The organism is Acinetobacter sp. V116_7, assembly GCF_056735735.1.
Genome location: NZ_JBWZIF010000014.1, coordinates 271,870 through 287,139 on the forward strand (window position 1 = coordinate 271,870; position 15,270 = coordinate 287,139).

12 protein-coding genes are annotated in these 15,270 nt (G+C 36.8%); 9 read left to right on the forward strand and 3 right to left on the reverse strand.

All coding sequences use genetic code 11. The features are described from left to right. Positions 1 to 153: 153 nt before the first annotated feature. The gene (locus tag AC1PJP_RS05845) at positions 154 to 1,857 is read right to left on the reverse strand and encodes a M61 family metallopeptidase (protein ID WP_416684135.1); all 1,704 of its coding nucleotides are present in this window, start codon (positions 1,855 to 1,857) and stop codon (positions 154 to 156) included. A 171-nt stretch (positions 1,858 to 2,028) separates the two neighbouring features. Here AC1PJP_RS05845 and AC1PJP_RS05850 point away from each other — a divergent pair, with 171 nt between their 5' ends. The 9 genes from AC1PJP_RS05850 (at position 2,029) to AC1PJP_RS05890 (ending at position 12,732) form a co-directional block, all read left to right on the forward strand. Then, the gene (locus tag AC1PJP_RS05850) at positions 2,029 to 3,348 is read left to right on the forward strand and encodes a D-alanyl-D-alanine carboxypeptidase PBP6B (protein ID WP_416668959.1); all 1,320 of its coding nucleotides are present in this window, start codon (positions 2,029 to 2,031) and stop codon (positions 3,346 to 3,348) included. A gap of 98 nt (positions 3,349 to 3,446) precedes the next feature. Further along, a complete protein-coding gene (locus AC1PJP_RS05855) occupies positions 3,447 to 4,733 on the forward strand; it encodes an NAD(P)/FAD-dependent oxidoreductase (RefSeq protein WP_151988387.1) in 1,287 nt (428 codons plus the stop codon). 135 nt (positions 4,734 to 4,868) lie between these two features. Beyond that, on the forward strand, positions 4,869 to 5,351 hold the full coding sequence (gene slyD / locus AC1PJP_RS05860) for a peptidylprolyl isomerase (RefSeq protein ID WP_005307390.1): 483 nt from the start codon (positions 4,869 to 4,871) through the stop codon (positions 5,349 to 5,351). A 118-nt stretch (positions 5,352 to 5,469) separates the two neighbouring features. After that, positions 5,470 to 6,912, forward strand: a complete 1,443-nt coding sequence (locus AC1PJP_RS05865) for a cryptochrome/photolyase family protein (RefSeq protein WP_151988386.1) — start codon at positions 5,470 to 5,472, stop codon at positions 6,910 to 6,912. Positions 6,913 to 7,106: 194 nt separating this feature from the next. Beyond that, positions 7,107 to 7,856 (forward strand): hypothetical protein, encoded by a 750-nt coding sequence (locus tag AC1PJP_RS05870; RefSeq protein ID WP_479766650.1) that lies wholly within the window; start codon positions 7,107 to 7,109, stop codon positions 7,854 to 7,856. Continuing rightward, complete coding sequence (locus AC1PJP_RS05875) at positions 7,856 to 8,752, forward strand: hypothetical protein (protein ID WP_416662018.1); 897 nt, start codon at positions 7,856 to 7,858, stop codon at positions 8,750 to 8,752. Before AC1PJP_RS05870 ends, AC1PJP_RS05875 begins: the two co-directional genes overlap by 1 nt. Then, a complete protein-coding gene (locus AC1PJP_RS05880; RefSeq protein WP_005307402.1) occupies positions 8,739 to 9,989 on the forward strand; it encodes a glycosyltransferase family 2 protein in 1,251 nt (416 codons plus the stop codon). The genes AC1PJP_RS05875 and AC1PJP_RS05880 overlap by 14 nt, the downstream gene beginning before the upstream one ends. Then, on the forward strand, positions 9,990 to 11,834 hold the full coding sequence (locus tag AC1PJP_RS05885) for a hypothetical protein (RefSeq protein WP_479766651.1): 1,845 nt from the start codon (positions 9,990 to 9,992) through the stop codon (positions 11,832 to 11,834). Further along, positions 11,812 to 12,732, forward strand: coding sequence for an alpha-amylase family protein (locus AC1PJP_RS05890; protein WP_479766652.1), 921 nt, complete (start codon positions 11,812 to 11,814; stop codon positions 12,730 to 12,732). The genes AC1PJP_RS05885 and AC1PJP_RS05890 overlap by 23 nt, the downstream gene beginning before the upstream one ends. Here the strand turns inward: AC1PJP_RS05890 and wecB are convergent. Next, positions 12,717 to 13,859, reverse strand: coding sequence for a non-hydrolyzing UDP-N-acetylglucosamine 2-epimerase (gene wecB, locus AC1PJP_RS05895; protein ID WP_111854457.1), 1,143 nt, complete (start codon positions 13,857 to 13,859; stop codon positions 12,717 to 12,719). The genes AC1PJP_RS05890 and wecB overlap by 16 nt on opposite strands. A 1-nt stretch (position 13,860) precedes the next feature. Then, positions 13,861 to 15,078: a tetratricopeptide repeat protein gene (locus AC1PJP_RS05900; RefSeq protein WP_479766653.1), complete on the reverse strand. Its 1,218-nt coding sequence runs from the start codon at positions 15,076 to 15,078 to the stop codon at positions 13,861 to 13,863. Positions 15,079 to 15,270 lie beyond the last annotated feature (192 nt).

A 15,270-nucleotide genomic window follows, 5' to 3' on the forward strand; every position in this document is an offset into this window, starting at 1 on the left:
AATTACATGAGATATCTTTCAGTGTTCTGACAATTATTATACTTTTCATTCAAAATAAACTCAAAGGTAAAACGGATTTCACCATTTGGATGTACTTAAAAATAAAAACCGATGTGCAAAACATCGGTTTTTTATAAACTATTTAGCTTTAATCTAAGCTTTTAACCATTTTTCAGTTTTAGCTTGATCTTCAACGATGAGTTCAACTTCGGTTAATTCAGATGTAGCGCAATCGACTTCAAAAGATATTAACTCATCACGACGGAAAGCAAAGACTCTATAAGTACCACCCTGCTTTGCATACTTCTCAATAAGCTTAGTGGATGCTTTTAAACCATCAATTGCAATAATCACATCATTGGCAGAAATACCTACTTTCGCTGCTGCACTATCACGGCGGGCACTTTGCACAAGCACACCTTCTGGCTTATCGACAAGTTTTAAACCTAATGGCAAAGATTTGTCAGTTTTAACTCTATAGCTTAAGCCAAACTCAGGAAACAATTGATCAAGCGGTAATTCATCAGTCGTGTTAATCAGATGATTAATTTGTTCAATCCAATTATCACCCGTCAGTTCTTTACATAAATCAAAAATGGTTCTTTCGTTTACTTGCATACCATTTTGAGTATTTTCATATAATCGACGCATTAAAGCATCAAGACTAGAACCACGTAGACGTAAGCCTAAATCTAGGCACAACGCAACTAAAGCACCCTTATTGTAGTAACTCGTACCCGCGTTATTCGAGTTTTCATCTTGACGATAAAATTTAATCCACGCATCAAAACTTGATTCGGCCACTGTTTGAACAAAACGGCCTGGATTTTGTAAATAGCGATCAATTTGTGCTTTAAGTAAATCAAGATAAGACTTCTGAGAAATTACGCCACTACGTAATAAAATCAGGTCATCATAATATGAAGTAAAGCCTTCAAATATCCAAAGTAAAGAGGTATAGCCTTCTTGATGCAAATTATAATTTGCAAAGTTTTCTGGACGAATAAACTTTACTAACCATGAATGAAAGTATTCGTGACTACATAAGCCTAAAAAGCGTTGATAGTCTTTAGAAGGTTCAGTTGGTTCATTCGATTTTGGCAAATCGTCACGCGGTGTAATCAAACTTGTACTATTACAATGTTCTAATCCACCATAACTATTCCCTGTTGCCATCGTCATAAAGGTATAGTTTTTAAAAGGCGCTGAACCGAACATATTTATTTCGGCTGCACAAATCTTTTTAATGTCGGCTTTTAAGCGATCAACATTGGCATTATGTGGGCCAGAAATTACAAACTCATGTTCAATGTCATGTGTTTCAAAACTAAAACGTGTTTGATCAGCCAATTCAAACGGGCTATCAATCAATTGATCATAATGATCAGCTTTTAAAGTAAAGCGACCTTTAACTAGACTTTTTGAAGCCAAACCTGTTGCTAACTGAAAATGCTTTAATTCATCTGGCAAGAACACTTCGACTTCACAAGCAGATTGTTCTTGGCCTTCTAAAGCTAAACATACACATGCTGGATTGATATATAAGCGGGTCTGATCGACATATGCACCACGTACAGACAAATCATATGCATATACATCATATTCAATCGTCATTAACTCATGATCGGTATTAAATAAACGCCAACGATTCTTGCTCGTTTTTTTAATATCCAACAGACGTCCAGCTTCATCATAAGCTTTAACGGCTTCAATATGTTTTGAAAACTCTCGAATTAGATAACTACCCGGAATCCACGTTGGCAGCCAAAGTTCCTGATTCGGATTGGCTAAAAAACGAATTGTCACGTGAACAAGGTGTTGTTTGTAATCATCGAACTCAATTTGATAATGCAACATAAATTCTTCAATTTAAAAATAAGAACGGCTTCGCATTAGATTATCACTTTTTTGTATCGTCTTGCGTACATGTATTTTTTGGCAACAATTTCCACTAGCCTTCCATTAAAAAAAGGCATAGCATGCTGTGCATCTGTGTCCCGTATTTGCCAGTAAAAGTTAAGGTCATCCGTGAAATTTTTTCTATCTCTTTTTACCCTATTCAGTCTTTTCTGCACCACCCTAACCAATGCTGCGCTACTCAATATTGCACCTGAAAGTGTTGAAGCCGCTGCATGGACTATTGTAGATACTCAATCGGGTCAAATCATTGCCGAGCATAATAGCCACATGCAACGCGCGCCAGCATCTTTAACTAAAATGATGGTTGCCTATATTGCTTTAAAAGAGATTAAAGCCGGAAAGCTGAAAAAAGAAGAAATCATTACTGCAACACCAGTGGTTGGTGTCGTGCAGTGGGATGAATCACAAATGTATCTTAAAGCTGGTGAACAAATTTCTGTTGATCAGTTATTGGCAGGTTTAATTGTTATGTCTGCAAATGATGCAGCCGTGACCTTAGCTGAAAAAATTTCTGGTGATGTTCCCCATTTTGTACAACGTATGAATCAGGAAGCTCAGGCTTTGGGTATGAAAGATACCCATTTTAGTAACCCTCCTGGAATTACGATGCCGGATCATTACACTACGGCACATGATTTAAGCTTATTAGGTCAAGCCGTAATTAAAGAAACGCCTGAATATTTGCATTATTCAAAAATGCCAAGCTTTAGCTACAATCAACGTTTTCACCATGCGACTAACCTTGCTTTGAAATATGATCCATCTGTTGATGGTCTAAAAACTGGTTACACTAAAGCAGCGGGTTATAATTTGGCATTAACAGCTTCACGTCCTTCATTTTCATCAGACTTAGCTCAAAGACGTTTATTGGTCATCGTTTTAGGTACACCGAGTGCGGTAAAACGTGCTGAGATTGCAGATAAATTAATGAATCTTGCTTATACCTATACACGTGATGAAGTCATTATTCCTGAGCAAAAATTAATTGCCGAGCTGCCTGTTGTAAAGTCGACTTTAAAAATGTTCAAGGTAGCGACAAAACAACCTACGATTGTAACGACTTCGTTATATGCTGACCCAGCACCAATTGACCTAAATAATTTTGATAATATCACTCAGCGCGTTCAAGTAATTGATAGCAACCTGCAACCAAAAGTTATTGCTCCGCTCGAAACGACTCAAACACGTGTAAACATTGAACTCAATGAAAAACAATTAACTGCACCGTTAATGAAAGTCATGAGCTTAGCAACAGTATCGATTTATCAAAATAATCAACTGATCCGTAGTCTTCAAATCGAAGATAATGTACATATTGAAGAAGCTAATATTTTCCAAAAAATTGCAATGTGGTTTTCTAGCCTCTTCTCTATTTTTTCATCAAGTGAACATAGTGCTGCAAAACTCTACCCTGTAGATTCGCACTAAAAACATCAATTTGTGCACAGACGCACAATAAATTTTATAAATAAAAGATGGCATAATTTAGCCATCTTTTTTTATAGAAAAATAATTAGGTGAAAAAAATGGCCCAAAATTTACATCATATTGTAATTGTTGGTGGTGGTGCTGGCGGCTTAGAACTGGCAACACAACTCGGTGAAACTTTTGGGAAAAATCGTAAAGCAAAGATTACATTGGTTGACCAGAACCTTACCCATATTTGGAAACCTTTGCTTCACGAAATCGCTGCTGGTTCTTTAAATCCACACGAAGAACAAACTAACTATTTCGCACACTCCGAAAAACATCATTATGAATTTGTGCTTGGAACATTAGTTGGGGTAAATAAAGATAAAAGATTAATTGAACTAATGCCCCCTCAAGTGTCTAAAGACCAACAGAATCATCCGCAAGAGCTCAGTTATGACACACTTATTTTAGCGCTTGGTTCAGTATCAAATGACTTTAATACCACGGGTGTGCGTGAAAACTGCCATTTCCTCGACAGCAGAAAACAAGCCGATGTTTTCCAGCAAGATTTATTACATCTTTATATTGAAGCTCAAAATCAACCTAATCAGCGAACTTTAAATATTGGAATCGTTGGTGCGGGAGCTACAGGTGTAGAGCTTGCAGCCGAGTTAATTGAAACAACCAAAAACTTTTATCGATATGGTTTAAAGAAGATTCACCCCAACCAAGTCAAAATTACCCTCATTGAAGCCTCTGAACGTATTTTACCTGCTCTGACAGATAAAACTGCTGAACATAGTGCCGAACAACTCAGAAAAATGGGCGTTGAAATTTTAACTCAACACCGCGTTGAAAAAATTGATAAGCATTGCATCTACTTTAGTAATGGCAACCAACTCAAAAGTGATATTACCGTTTGGGCAGCAGGCGTAAAAGCACCTAAGGTATTAGAAAGTTTTACAGACTTTAAACGCGATAACATTAATCGTTTAATGGTCTATGCAACGTTGCAAACCTATTCTGATCCAAATGTATTTGCGTTTGGTGATTGTGCTCATTGCCAGCTTGATGCACGAAACCCTCCTCTTGGACCACGTGCTCAAGTTGCCAGCCAACAAGCAAGCTTTTTAGTTGATGCTATGGCTGCCAGACTTAATGGCCGTTCACAGCCCATGTTCACGTTTAACGACAAAGGCTCCCTCGTGTCTTTAAGTCGTAATAAAGCCGTTGGAGAATTACTTGGCGATGTAAGTGTGCAAGGTTATATTGCGAAAACTATGTATGTCTCTTTATATCGTTTACATCAAGCAACGATTCATGGATATACTCAAGCTGGACTACTCACAATGAAAGATTTACTTACAAGACGTGTACGTCCAAAAATTAAGCTGTATTAAGTTGAATTTTTTAAGTTCGTCCCTATTTATATAAAAACGCATCAGAAAAAGTGCCAAAGATTAAGATTTTGTAGTCTACAAAATTTATTTTTCACTTTATGATGTACGCTTCAATTGATTGAATGGATCAAAAACATGACTGCTATTGCAAATAACCACGTGGTTTCATTCCACTACAAATTAACAAACGCTGAGGGTGAAACACTTGATCAATCTCAAGGCGAACCACTTGCCTATTTGCACGGTGCAGGCAATATCATTCCTGGTCTTGAAAATGCATTAGAAGGTAAAACTGTTGGTGACAAATTTACTGTTAATGTACCAGCAGCTGAAGGTTATGGCGAATACAACCCAGACCTAGTACAAGAAGTTCCAGCTCAAATGTTCCAAGGTGTTGAAAACATTCAACCTGGTATGCAATTCCAAGCTCAAACAGATGACGGCGTTCAGATCGTAACTGTTAAAGCTGTTGAAGGCGACAACGTGGTTGTTGATGCTAACTTCCCACTTGCTGGTCAAGATTTAACTTTTGAAGTTGAAATCGTAGAAATCCGTGAAGCTTCTGAAGAAGAATTAGATCACGGTCACGTACACGGTGCAGGTGGTCACCACCACTAATTCATCTTTAGATGAAGATAAAAGCAAAGCTTCGGCTTTGCTTTTTTTATGGATTTATTTTTATATAATATCTTGATAATAAACCTCAAACTCACTCAACTTTATAAGGGTATCTTTCATGTCAAACGTAAATCAGCTGATTTGGTTTCGTCAGGATTTGAGAGTTCGAGACCATGCTGCTTTATGGCATGCTTGCCAGCAAGGACCTTCAATTGGGTTAATTATTTTGTCGCCTGAACAATGGAAAATACATCACGATGCACCTATAAAAATTAATTTCTATTTACATCAGCTTCAACAACTTAAAAAAGAATTAGAACAGCTTAATATTCCACTTATTATTCAAGTGATTCCCTACTGGAAAGATATTGCAGATTATATTTGCCAACTCACACATCAACTTCATATCGAAAATGTTTACTCAAATATAGAAGTAGGTGTGAATGAGTTAAAAAGAGATAAAACTGTACAGCAGGCTTTAAATCAACAAGGTAAAGAACTTTTTTTATTTCATGACCGTACGATTTTTCCTTTACGTTCTATTCGCAATCAGTCACAGCAACCCTATCAAGTTTTCGGTGCATTCAAAAAAGCATGTTATTCGAAACTAGATATCAGCGGTTTGCCTCAGTGCTATCCAATTCCTGAAAAGCAAAAAGCTAATCCAGAGTCTGATTCAAATATAAAAAGTTTAAGTCTAGAAGATGTAGAAACTTTTTTTGACTCATCTATTTCTAAAGACCAACAAAACTTATGGCCGACTGGAGAAGATTTTGCTCTGGAGCAGCTCGACGTATTTATTGAAGATCATTTATCTGATTATAAATTAGAACGTGACTTTCCAAATGTAAAAGGAACTAGCCAACTCTCACCGTATTTAAATCTTGGAATTTTGTCTATTCGTCAATGTTTACAAACTCTTTTCCGAGCTGAACATGGCAACTTCCATCTTGCAAACGAAGGTCAGCAGACTTGGTTAGATGAACTGCTTTGGCGAGAGTTTTATCAGCATATTTTATTTGATTTTCCACATGTTTCTAAACACATTCCGTTTAAAAAAGATACTCAGAAAATTAAATGGAATCATAATCCAGAGCACCTAACCGCATGGCAAACTGGCCAAACAGGTATACCGATTATTGATGCGGGCATGCGTCAGCTACAAAAAACAGGATGGATGCATAATCGAGTCCGCATGATTACCGCTATGTTTTTATGTAAAAACCTACTCATCGATTGGCGAATAGGTGAACAATGGTTTATGGAACACTTAATTGATGGTGATTTAGCAGCGAATAATGGTGGTTGGCAATGGTGTGCATCAACCGGAACTGATGCTGTCCCCTATTTCCGAATTTTTAACCCTATTGCTCAGTCTAAGAAGTTTGATCCAAACGGAGACTATATTCGTCAATGGGTGGATGAATTAGCTCATCTAGACAATAAAGTGATTCATGAACCCTACTCAAGTAAAACTCCGCTTCAGTTGAATTATCCAAAGCCAATTGTTGATTTGAAAGAAACTCGCCTGAAAGCAATTGAAACATACAAGAGTATTTAGATAAGAATTACGTCTTATCTGTTTATTTTTGATTAAAAAATAATAACAATATTTGACTAAATGGTGACTTTGATCTACAAATAAACATAATAGATACTTAAAAAGGCCATAAACAACAATAACTTCGCAATGTCTCACGTTTAGTAATAAAAGTATAAAAAAATTAACATTACAAGAAGGTAGCCATAGCTCGCATGCAACAGCAACAGAAGAACCCTGGAAGAACACTCGTCTTATGGATTATCGCAGCTCATCTATTTATGGGGATGGTGGCATATGAGTGGCTGCCGGTAAGTTTTAGAGGAAGCTGGATTTTTATTCTTATTCTTTTAGTTTCTGGGGCTTTTTTAGAAGTTGGCGCATCTTTAATTGTTGGTTTACTCGCTTTCATAGGTGTTGCAGTATATTTTCTACTCGACCTAGGGGCACAAACACATATTGAACGTCAGCTCCTTTTACTTTTTATTATTCCTCTCATTCCTCTTTTTCTTAGTGCTGTACGCCATAATATTGAAATTAACGTCCAAAAATATCGTGATATACAAAGTTATGATCGAAATTATCGCCGTGATATTTTCCCGCTTAGCGCACTTAAGTATTTTCAACGTAGTTTCTTCAAACTTCTTGATCATCATCACATACAAGACTATGAAGTCTTTGAAATCAGGATTCTCAACCGAAGCTTAATTAAAGAAATGTTAGGCGATGATGTATGGAAAACCACTCAAAATGAAATGATTAAAATTTTGAGCCAGCATCACCCGCAAGAAATTGTTTTCCAGTTTGCTGATGATGATCTAGAAACGATATACAGTATTGTTATTCGTCAACAAAAAACAGAAGAAGAACCTGAATTTATTAAAAAGCTAAAAGAAATTATGACTTTGCGGCTTGAAGTCGAATATAAAGTTATTCAGATTCCACCTGAAGAGGAGATTACTTAATGTCTAATCTTCTTAATATTTGTGGAATTATTATTGCCTCTAGTCAGTATCCAGATGGCACTTTGCAGCAATTCTATCGTCAATATTATCATTGCGAGATTAAATCTGAACAAACAAGAACTGAAGTTCAAAGTATTAATGACCTTTCCATGTTTTTCCCCTCACAGGACACATGGTGGCCTATTTTTACAATTGACCAAATCAGTTCAGACAGTTTTCAAGGGCTTATTCATAAAGGAATTAAGCCAGGCATCATATTACCAGATGAAGTTTTTAGCTTTTCTCACTATTTCTTATTAAAAGAAGCAGTGAGCCAAGGTGCTATTCCGATTGTACTTTTTAAATCTGAACAACCTCAATATTTTGCCGCCAAAGCTACATTTTCAACTGCAATTGGCTTGCGACCTATGGCTGCTTTTGTTTCAACAGGTTGGGATGAAAACTTAATTTCCCAGACCGCTGGCAGCTATATTGTTAAGTTTAATCCAAAGGAACTTCCTCTACCCTCCAGAGAAATTAAACAAAAGCAGCACTTATTTTATTCAGCCAAAAATTTTAATGGTCATGTTTCAGGTTATGAAATCATTATTAACCCTCCTGCTGATCTTCCGACCACAAATATTCGATACCCTCAACTCGGTATTTCATGGAAATTTAATAATATTAAATACATAAGCACGCCTGATCATGTAAACACTAGTTTTTTTGGGTATATTTTTATTGGTTTAAGCACAGTTGTAGTTCCACTCGATCTTATTTTAACCACAACCTATCCTGACCTACTTGGTACTTTCGGCAGCTATATTTCTTGGATCTCCTTGGTCATCGGGGTGATTTTATTGTTATTGCTGATCTCATCTATTATTAGGAGGGTTAAATCAAATGGCTCCCATTGATATTCTCTTCCTATTTGGTTTTTTAGGCATCTGGATTCCTCAAGCATTTTGGGCATGGCTAAGTTATCAGGCTTGGAAATACTCAAAAACAGCAGAAAAAGAGTTACAGAACCTACCCGTACCCGATAGATGGCCCGTTTTGAGTGTTTTGATTCCTGCCTATAATGAAGGCGTAGTCATTGAAGATACTTTACATGCAATCGCGCAACAGGATTATCCAGCCGAAGCATATGAAGTTTTGCTGATTAATGATGGTTCTAAAGATAACACCCTAGAAATCGCCGAAAATCTAGCGCAGATTTATCCTTGCATAAAAATTGTCAACGTTCCTAAAGGAATGGGAGGCAAAGGTAAATCTAGAACACTAAATAATGGCCTCCCCCATGCCAAAGGTGAACTCATTGTTGTTTATGATGCAGACAGTACACCTGAACCCGACTGCGTAAGGTTATTAGCTCAAACACTACTTGCAGATAAAAAATTAGTAGCTGTAAATGGCAAAGTAAGAACCCGTAATTGGCAAGATAGTATTCTGACTCGATTTATTGCCATTGAGTTCATATTTTTCCAATGGATTTTTCAGGGCGGTCGTTGGCAACGTTTTGAACTATCAACATTAATGGGTACCAACTATGTCATTTGGCGTGATGCATTAGAAACCTTAGGTGGTTTTGATGAGAAATCATTGGTCGATGACACTGAAATGAGCTTCCGAATTTTTATCGGTCAAAAACGAATTAAATGGGTTCCCTACGCAATTGGTTGGCAACAAGATCCGCCATCTTTGAGTGTATTTGTAAAACAGCGCTCACGTTGGACTCAGGGTAATTTTTATGTGACTCGTAAATATTTACCCGTAGCGTTAAGAACCCCTTTTCCTATTGGAATTGAAATTCTAAATAACATTATGTGCTACATACTTTTCGTACCTGCTTTATTCTGGAGTCATATTACCTTGACGCTTGGGTTACTGGGTATCGCAGGCATTTCAGTTCCTGGTCCCTTCACATTACTGTGGGGCCTCTCGTTTTGCCTATATGTCGCACAAATGTGGTTTACCCTTTCACTCGAAAAAGTTAAACCAGAACTCTATTTTTACTCTGTTTTATCTTATGTAAGTTACTCACAAATATTTCTATTTATTGTTTTTAAAGCCGCATATGACATGCTTAAAAATAAAATACAGGGCAACTCCCTTCAATGGTACAAAACGGAACGTAGCAAGGAGAAAAAATAAATGAAAAAGACTTTTGATCTCTACAAAACAGCTCAAGTGCTCCTTGCCAGCACCAGTCTTATGCTCACCATGTCTGCTCATGCGTACATATGGAAACTCGACGATATTAGTACTTCAACTAAATATACGGTCGAGCCTCATTTTTTCTATATTGGAAAAGGTGCCCAGTGGCAAAACATTCAATTTTCAAGTGATTATTCCACTGAAAGTGATACAACTTTACTCGTAAAATATGATGATAAACTCATTTATAACACTACACTGAGTGGGGACGGTCAATTCAAATTTGATATCCCAACAAGTCAGAGTGGCTTTCATCGTTTAGATTTTATTATTCAACAGTATGCTAAACCGACTACGCTGAATCAAACTAAAGAAACATTCTGTACAGAAGATATTGATCACTTAACTTATTTAAGCAATTCCCAACTCGACTTTACGCCTATCCGTAATATATACCGTTTAAAAGACTTACCAGATGCTTTAGCTAATCCACAAGCGAGACGGCCTACTCCGTTTGTTGGTATTTTAAAATATAATCGTAAAGAGATTATAGAAGCTTCTATGCTCGCTAGATTAGCAAGTTCATGGACTTCAATCACACCAATTGAATGGGTTGATTCAGGACAAACTAATTTAAATGATGAAACAAATTTCATTATTGAAGTGATTCGCTCAGCTACACCACTCAAAGGGGGTGCTTTAGTACAAATTGCAAAACCAGCAGATGGAGTGGCTACTCTTTCAATTACTTATCACACACCACAAGAACTTACTGCTGCCATAAATGGACTAATCAACCCCTCGTATGTAGAGCAACTTGATACAGGAAGTGCAATTTTCCCTACTACAATCTCTACCCCAACTTGGGCACAATTTAAAAAAATCAATACACTTGCCGATTTAGGCATTGAAGACTTCAGATTAAATCACGCTGAAAAGAATTTATTCCTTGATTTCCCAGCAGTATGGCAACCAACTGATATCTTGCAAGGGCAAATTGCACTACGTATTCAAAGTGGTCTATTGCAAGGTTCAAATATTACGGCTTGGATTGATGGCGGACTTGCAGGCAGCATGAAAACAGCTGACCTTGCTTCCGATCCCGTCAACCGACAATTCAACATTTTTGCCAAAGCTATTTCTAATACGACCAATTTTAATTTAAAGCTAGAAAACTCAGTCATTGCTAATTCACAGTGTTTACCCACTGCACATGGTTCGCTCTGGATTGATACAGCTAAATCTACCCTAAAGTTACCCCATAAACTCAAAAATGGCGTAGCCGCAATTTCAATGACTTTAGCAACGACTCCGACAATTGCAATTGATGATCAATCTGGTGCATTAAATATCGCGATTGTATTAGGCCAAACTGCGAAAAAAATGCTTTTAACACAAGGACCAATGCCGCTTAACCTAGTCCGTTATTCGCCAAGTGCTCCACAAGCAATAAATGTTCGTGTGAATAAAGATATTTATCAACAACAGGTATTAATGCATCAAGATACTATTTATGCGCCTGCTGCTGTTAATGGTTTTATTGTGAGTTATAACAATAATCGCTTTGACGTGATTACCGACTCACAAGGTGGAGCACAAGCTTTCATGCACCTGTGGGAAAAAATACAACATAAAATTCCAAATAACGTGACAAAAATGCTCGTTTCAGAAAATGGAAATATTTATGTTTTACAAAAACTTATTGTCGGAAATCAAAAAGCACCTTTAGTTCAACAATCTTCTTTCTTCTTATTAGTTGTGATTATCTCTGCAATCATGATAATAATTATCTTCTTGTGGTACTGGTTAAGACGAAATAATGAAAAAACAGATACCAATTAAAATAGCTGCTTTTATTATTTTAATTATTTGTAGTGTTATCGCTTATGCGGGGTTGTTCAAACATCAAAGACAAGCCCCGCATATTGAAGGAATTTTCTGGCAGCCCGACAATAACACTACTCCACCAGAGGGAAACTGGCACTATTTAGGTGTTGATACATTTGTTCCCCAATGGTCTGTTGTTGAGTCTAAATCATGGTGGAAAGAATCAAATTTTCCTCAATGGGAAAAAGCAATTAATTTAGAAAAAATTAAACAAGAGCCTTGGGCTAAAAATCTAATATTGGGTTTAGCCGGCGAATATAATGAACCTAAAGCTCGGGCAAATGTCACTGAGTTAGGGGAAAAGTCTGCTGAAATTATAAAAGAGCAAAAAACTGCACCTAAAGGTTATTATTTTCCAGTGGAAGCAGATCCGACTTGGTTAAGAGTAAGTGCTTTAGGTCAGGTTTTAACTAAACTTCCAGTACCAGTTTGGGTGAGTATTTATAGTGGTGAAACCGAACCCGAACATTATGATTTATGGGTTAAAAGCTGGTTACCAGAACATAACGGCGTTTTCTTCCAAGACGGAGTTGGCGTAGGTGTACGTTCTCCGCAGCAAGCTAAACATATTTTAGATCAACTTGAACAAAAGCTTGGAAAAGATAAAGTAATTATAGTACTCGAAGCCTTTAGAGTTAAAAAGAATGGGCAATTTAGAGCTGCATATCCGTGGGAAATTATTTCTCAGCTAAAAGCATATGAAGGAAAAACTGTCTATATTTTTGATGGACCACATTACATGAGCCGCTGGTGCGTCAATATTGTGAGCTTGTGGTATCGCCTCACTTATGGTGGTGTTAATAAAGCCATAAGTGAGAAGAAATACTTAAATCATCATTATGCCAATTCATAAGATTTAGCAATTTGATCGAGAATACGTTGAGCTGCTTGCCCGTCACCAAATGGATTTTCTACGTGTGCCATTTTCTCATAGTGCTGTTGGTCGGTGAGTAGCTTTTCAGCTTCTTCAATAATTTTTTGTTGGTTTGTCCCTACCAAAACGCCGGCCCCTACTTCAACAACTTCAGGTCGTTCTGTGGTATCTCGTAAGATTAAAACTGGCTTATTAAATGATGGACTCTCTTCTTGTAACCCACCTGAGTCCGTCAGAATAAAAGTAGATCGGTCTATAACTGCCAATAAACTAGGATAGTCTAATGGTTTAACTAAATGGATTTGCGGATGGTCTTTAAACTTATCATGAACCACATCATGTACTGCTGGGTTTAAATGGACTGGCCAAATAAAATGTAAATCAGGATGGTCGTGGGCTAAGTGCTCAACGGCATTACAAATATTTTGAATTCCCCCGCCAAAGTTTTCACGACGATGCGCAGTAATAAGCACAACTTTATCATCTTGCTTTAATTGAATTCCATAAGGTTCAAGCTGGTTCTTCAAATCAGATTTTTCAGAAATTAATTTACGTCCTAAATACACCGCATCAACAACGGTATTGCCTGTAACTGTAATGAGTTCTAATGGAATTTGTTCATTGAGTAAATTTCTTTTTGATTGTTCTGTCGGAGCAAAATGCCATTTGGTAATACGTGACACTAACTGACGATTTCCCTCTTCTGGAAAAGGATGATCCAAATCATAAGAACGTAAACCAGCTTCCACATGTGCTACAGGAACTTTCATTGAAAACGCGACTAAGCCAGCTGCTAAAACAGTTGTTGTATCTCCCTGAATAACAATTGCATCTCTTTTTTGCCCATCAGTATATACATTCTCGATTTGGCTCAAACCGTGTATGAGTAGCTGATTTAAACTTTGTCCAGCATTCATAATTTTAAGACGATGGTCAATTTCAACCCCAAAGAAATCTATCGCATCTCTTACTAATTCATCGTGTTGTCCAGTAAAAATCACCTCAACTTGAAAACGAGGATCTTGCTTTGCCAATAAAATAACAGGGGCAAGTTTGATTAATTCAGGACGAGTTCCAAATACAATAGATATAAAAATTTTCTTCATTTTAGAAATCCTTATAAAAGACGAGTTCCACTCGGGTATTGTTGTAATGATCTTTTGTATTTACTGGCACATCTTTAAAGTAATTGCCATATAGTCGCTCAACACGTAGTTTTATCGGCTGATAATTAAAAGGCTGCCATGAAATACCGGGGCCATATTCAAATAAATTATTGTAATACTCATCTTTACTGTCAGCTAAGCCATGCAATTTCAAATAAGCCTGTACAGTTCCATTCTCGCCTTTATAGACATTCAAACCCGTACGTAAGCGTAAATCACCAATAACGTTATAATCTTCTCTAGAATACGTTGCTGCATTACCATATAAATCAGTGAAGTAATCATTAAAGCAAAGTGAATGATTACAATTATTTTGAGAATACCACTCTTGATAACCTGTCACCCCACCGACAACACTTTCACGAAATTTATCTCTATTTCGATCAATCAGATCGTAACTTCCCCCCACTTCTAAATACATTCGCACAGGTATAGATGTCCAAGGTTGGTAATTAGCGCCAACACCTAGAGTTACTGCATTTTCATCAATAATCTCAGGTCGTACCCCCCCCTGAGATTGAGTATCACGGTTTAAGTTTAAAAAGCCATACACCTGTGCTCGACCATTATCAAGATTCTTACCATAGCGAGCTTTAAGTGGAAAAATCACATCGTCATAACGTGACTCATATGAAGGTGCAAAATACACATCACGGAAATAAGTTTTGACTTCTCCTCCACTTAAATTCTTTACGGCCTGTGTCGCCTTATTGGCAATATCAGCATCTTTAGATTGCGTAAGCTCCTTAAAAACGACCAAAGCTTCTTTATTATTTTTTTGAGAGTTAAGCAGATAAGCTTCTTGGAGTTTTAAATTATCGTCTGCTGGGTCTAATGCCTCTGCTTTTCTTAAACTTTGCAAAGCTGCTTCTTGTTTACCTATTCTAATTTGCAAATAAGTTAAACTTTTCCATACTTTAATATCTTGAGGTGTCATTTCGCCGAGCTCTAATAATAACTTCTCGGCATTTTCAGGTTGAGTCTTCTCAATTTTATAAAATTGGTCCCATTTATCATAAATCGGATTACCTGGTTTATATTCTTGATTCACAATCTCTTGGGCAAATGTAGTCTCCATGCTTAAGAGGCCTAAAGCTGGACAGATCGAACCAATAACGATAAAGAAACGGGTTAGAGATTTTATTGTTTTGTTATTCATTGAGACCTCTAGAGTAAAGTGGATAGAATGTTTGCGTAGAAGTAAGATTAAAATTTAATCAATAAATATTATAATTAAACTCATAAATTACATTGTTGGGTAAGTAGGCTAGATTCTATAAGTTGTTCATTTTATCTCCTTTTATATTATGTTTTGAAAAGTAGTTATCTGATTGTTTTTCCTATAATGACA